The organism is Microbacterium sp. (genome assembly GCF_026393345.1).
GTDB lineage: Bacteria > Actinomycetota > Actinomycetes > Actinomycetales > Microbacteriaceae > Microbacterium.
Window position 1 is genome coordinate 1 of the sequence record NZ_JAPLAI010000069.1, and the last position, 4,565, is coordinate 4,565.

At 64.4% G+C, this 4,565-nt stretch carries 5 protein-coding genes; 2 read left to right on the plus strand and 3 right to left on the minus strand.

Annotated elements, in window-relative coordinates; translation table 11 throughout:
- Window positions 1–539 (minus strand): helix-turn-helix domain-containing protein (locus NT132_RS13615; protein WP_297789958.1); only part of this gene is annotated, 539 nt, incomplete at its 3' end.
- Between the two features lie 224 nt (window positions 540–763).
- On the opposite strand from NT132_RS13615, the gene NT132_RS13620 reads away from it, so the two are divergent.
- Window positions 764–1,714 (plus strand): VOC family protein, encoded by a 951-nt coding sequence (locus NT132_RS13620; RefSeq protein WP_297789960.1) that lies wholly within the window; start codon window positions 764–766, stop codon window positions 1,712–1,714.
- Between the two features lie 79 nt (window positions 1,715–1,793).
- The gene (locus NT132_RS13625) at window positions 1,794–2,453 is read left to right on the plus strand and encodes a dienelactone hydrolase family protein (protein ID WP_366940416.1); all 660 of its coding nucleotides are present in this window, start codon (window positions 1,794–1,796) and stop codon (window positions 2,451–2,453) included.
- Between the two features lie 18 nt (window positions 2,454–2,471).
- On the opposite strand, the gene NT132_RS13630 is transcribed toward NT132_RS13625, so the two are convergent.
- Both NT132_RS13630 and NT132_RS13635 read right to left on the minus strand, forming a co-directional pair.
- Window positions 2,472–3,263, minus strand: a complete 792-nt coding sequence (locus NT132_RS13630) for a citryl-CoA lyase (RefSeq protein WP_297789964.1) — start codon at window positions 3,261–3,263, stop codon at window positions 2,472–2,474.
- The coding region (locus NT132_RS13635; RefSeq protein WP_366940417.1) for a CoA transferase at window positions 3,260–4,565 on the minus strand (1,306 nt) is incomplete at its 5' end. The genes NT132_RS13630 and NT132_RS13635, both read right to left, overlap by 4 nt.

Consider the following 4,565-nt stretch of genomic DNA (forward strand, 5'->3'; position numbering starts at 1 on the left):
TCGAGCTCGATGCCGTCGTTGAGGTCGGGGCCCCGATAGAGCTCTCTCAGCTCATCGCAGGTGAGCCTGGACAGGATCGCTCGCCCCCCTGCAGATGTGTGCGCGGGAACGACGAAGCCGTGCCGGTCCCCTCCGCGCAGCGGTTGCGCGGACTGGGACGTCAACAGGAATCGGACGACGCGGCCCGTGAGGACCATGAAGTAGGCGCTGTCGTTTGACTTCTCCCTCAGTTCGTCGAGATGCGGCCGCACGAGCGCACGCAGTTCCCGGGCTCCAGTGGAGGCAGCGGGGCCGACGCCCACGGACGGGCCGGGAAGGTAGATCCGCGACTCGTTCTGCACGGCGAAGCCCCGGTAGACGAGCATCGACATCAGTCGATGCACGGTGGAGCGTGAGATCCCGAGCTCGGACGCCGCGTCCTTGACGCGTAGCTCACCCAGATCCCGCAGCATCTGCAACAGCAGCAGGGCGTTGTCGACCGACGTGACTGCATAGGTCGGCTTGGTGCGGGCGGGAATCGCAACCATGCCTGCCACCACCTTCCGAGTATCCATGCCATCGGTCAGCGTGGCTATCTGCGCTTGCCGTGAACGGGCGTAACGGAGCGGAACCGATAGTCACCACCATACTGTCGTGATCGTTCGAGAATCGTGCTCGCGTGCCGCTATGCAGAATTCGTCATCGCGTGAAGAGCTCCGTGGATAGATTCCATCACATCAATCCGCGCGGCGGTGTGCCGCAATCAAGTCAAGGGAGATTTGTCATGGCTTTCGTTGCCGGGTCCCACCACGTGACCTTGTCCGTCGGGCACGCCCAGGAGGACGTCGACTTCCATGTGAAGGTGCTCGGTCTCCGCTTCATCAAGAAGACGGTGCTGTACGACGGGTCGACGCCCGTGTACCACCTGTACTACTCCAACGCCAATGGTGACCCGTCGTCCGTGATCACCACCTTCCCGTGGGCGCAGCACGGCATTTACGGCACACGCGGCACGAACCAGGCGCGCGAGGTGCTGCTCTCTGTGCCGACCGGATCGCTGGAGTTCTGGTCGAAGAGACTGAGTGACCACGACATCGACAGCGCGTTCGTGGACATCTTCGGTCAGCGCCGACTCGCGTTCGTTCACCCGAGCGGCATCGAGTACCTCTTCGTCGAGAACGAGGACGACCCGCGCGTCGGCTTCACCGGAGGCGGTGTCGGAACGGAGCACGCCATCCACGGCATCCACGGAGTCGGCATTCATGTGTACGACCAGGATCCCTCGGTCGACTTCGCGCAGAACGTGTTCTTCGCGCAGGAGGGGGTACAGGAAGAAGGCGACCGCGCCCGCTTCCAGATCGGGCAGGCCGGCTTTGGCAACTGGGTCGAGCTGACCGGGAACCGCACCGACCCCCAGGGAACGTGGCGTTATGGTGCCGGCTCCTACCACCATTTCGCTTGGAACCTGCGGACGCTCAACAACCAGTCGCAGGTGAAGTTCGACATCGAGGGCGCCGGGTACACCGACATCTCCGAACTGAAGAACCGCACGTACTTCAAGTCGCACTATGTCCGGATGCCCGGTGGCGCGCTGTTCGAGTTGGCTGTCACCCACAACGAGGGCGGATGGGACTGCGACGAGTCGCCGGAGGAGCTCGGCAGCGCGTTCATGCTTCCCGAGCAGTTCGAGGACGAGCGCGAGAGCATCCTCGCCCAGCTCGAACCGATCGACTGAGCTCCACACCGGTTCGGCTGTATGGCCTGGCTGCGATGACTGACCGCCAGGCCATACAGCATCGTCGTCTCGGAAGGGAATGCTTGTGTCTGGTTCGTATGCTGTGGACGTCGTCGAATGGGGTGCGCCGCTCGCACGAGCACGGTATGCCGTGATCGCCGTGCACGGACGCGGTCTGGATCCTGAGGACATGCAAGAGCGGTCGGGGAACTTCTCCGTAGACGACGTGCGATACTACGCGCCACGGGCGCCGGCCGGCAGTTGGTATCCGCATTCGTTCCTCGAACCGATCGAGACGAACCAGGACGGCATTGATATTGGCTTGGTCGGTATCTCTCGCTCCACCGCGCGCGCCCTCGAGGATGGGTTCGATCCCGCCGCGATCGCCGTGTGGGGGTTCTCTCAGGGAGCATGCCTGCTGACCCAGCATTTGCTGTCATCGCCGAACGTCCGTTATGGCGCAGCCGTGCTGTTCACTGGCGGGTACATCGGGGCGACTGAGCCCACAGTGCAGCACCGGCACCTGAAGGACGTGCCGGTGCTGCTGCGCAGCATCCAAGACGACCCGTTCGTCCCCGCGGAACGCGTGCACGCCACCGCACGCGTGCTGACCGAAGCCGGCGCCGCCGTCGATCTCCGCATCGACCCCGGCGACCAGCACGTCGTCACGGCGGAGGCATACGGACGAGGTTCCGAGCTGATCGCCGCACTCGGCGCCGGAAAACCTCACGCCGACTAGCCTGCTATCGGGATCATGCTAGCCATCGACAGGACGATACACCGCATGCCCGTCGACCTCTGCGTAGATCATTGGCGCGATCGGCGCGATCCTCTCTTCCGCGAGATGACCGATCAGTCCGGCGGTTCGCGCCAGCAGGGCGAATCCGCGCAACAGCTCGACCGGCAAGCCCGCGTCGACGAGCGCGGCGCCGCTGACGCCGGCGCCGTTCAGCGGCAGGCGGCGGCCGATGATCGGGCTGTGAACTCGTCCGATTGCTTCCAGCAGTGACAGGTGCGGCCCGTACACGCCGACTTCTCTGGTGATCCGAAGGAGAACAGGCGTGCGAGGGTCGCCATGCTTGTGAATTGGATGCCCGAGACCGGGAATCCTCGTGGCCTTCACCGACGCCCTCGCGACCGCCTCCCGAGCGAGCTCGTCCCAGGCATCGTCGTCGAAGCTGGCATGATCGTCAACCTCTGCAAGGAGCTCACTCAGGTACATACCGGTGTCTTCGGTCACGCCGAGGAATCGTGAACCGCCACCGAGCAGACCCGCGGCGATCGCACCCTGTACGGACTCCGGGGCACTGTAGTACGTCATGCGCGCCGAGATCGCGGTCGGCGTGAAACCGTGATCGGCCAGTGCGACCAGCACTGCGTCGAAGACGCGCAGCTGGCCTGGAGTCGGTCGCCGCTTTGTTGCGAGCCAGTATGCCAGCTCTACGAAGCCGACCTGACCGAGTACCTCGGTCGCGAGATCACGTCCGAGCAGGGAAATACGGTCTGGATCGCTGGTGCCGATTCCGGTTGGATACTCGTTGTCGCTCATCCGGTTCTCTCCTCTTCGTCAACGGGCGAGGCCAGCCAGGCGAGAAGCTCCGAGGTGTGCTCGCCCAACAGGGGTGGAGGAAGCCGGTACTCGGCGGGCGTCACGGACAGGTCGATCGGATTGCGGATCATCGGCACAGCTCGCTCACCATCGCCGACCTGCACCACCGGGTCAAGTCCCAGCCGTTCGGCCAGGGATATCCCTCCGGCGAGCGTGTTGATCGGTCCGCACGCCACGCCGGCAGCGGTGAGCAGACCGAACAGATCATCGACAGTGTGACTCGCCAGGGCGTCGACCAGCAAGGGATGCAGTATGTGCCGGTTCACATTGCGGGCTCGCGTTGTCGCGAATCGATCGTCATAGACCCATTCGGGGTGACCGATGGCCTTTGCCAGCCGGACGAACTGCGCGTCGTTCGCGGCCACGATGATGATCTGACCGTCCTTGACGGGGAACGGCTCGTACGGGAACAGGCTCGGGTGTGCGTTGCCCATCCGAGAAGGCAGCACGCCGCCAGCGATGAGAGCCGAGGAGTGGTTGGCCATCGACGCCAGGGCGGTGGAGAGCAGGTTGACCTGTACATGCTGTCCTTCGCCTGTCAGGTCGCGGTGACGCAATGCTGCCAGTACGCCGATTGCCGCGTGCAGTCCGGTTGTGACGTCGAACACCGACAGGCCGCTGCGGTAGACGGCGCCGTCGGGATCGCCGGTCAGGCTCATCAGGCCGGATGTCGCCTGCACGGTCAGATCGTAGCCGGGCAGTTGCGCTCCCTCGTGAGGTCCGTATCCGGTGATGGAGGCGTAGACAGTGCGCGGGTTTCGCTGCGCGACCGCAGCATAGTCCAGGCCGAACTGCGCCAGTGCGCCGGGCCTGAAGTTCTCGATCACCACATCGGCGCGAGAGGCTAGTCGCTGTGCGCTGGCGCGGGATTCCGGATCGCGGAAGTCCAAGACGACGTCGCGCTTGTTGCGGTTAGCACCCAGGAAGTAGGTCGAGACGCCGTCTCGATCCGGGGGGTGCCATCCTCGGGTCTCGTCCCCCGCTGGGGACTCCACTTTGATCACATCCGCTCCGAGGTCGGCCAGGATCTGGGTCGCGAACGGTCCGGCAAGCACACGCGAGAAATCCGCGACGACCAGCCCACCTAGCGCGCCGCGAGATAGGGCAGGTTCAGGTTGAGGTTGTGTCGACATGCGCCATGACCCTATGACCTCGCTCGACGGAATGCACCATGATTCTGCTAGGCAGGATGACGCCGTGCGCCGCAAGTGCATCGGGATGGTGACGCGATCCATGCGCGCC

What these genes read in the sequence shown, in the direction of transcription:
- NT132_RS13620 (WP_297789960.1), top strand. Translation starts at nt 764, where the DNA reads ATGGCTTTCGTTGCCGGGTCCCACCACGTGACCTTGTCCGTCGGGCAC.
- NT132_RS13625 (WP_366940416.1), top strand. Translation starts at nt 1,794, where the DNA reads ATGCTTGTGTCTGGTTCGTATGCTGTGGACGTCGTCGAATGGGGTGCG.
- NT132_RS13630 (WP_297789964.1), bottom strand. Translation starts at nt 3,263, where the DNA reads ATGAGCGACAACGAGTATCCAACCGGAATCGGCACCAGCGATCCAGAC.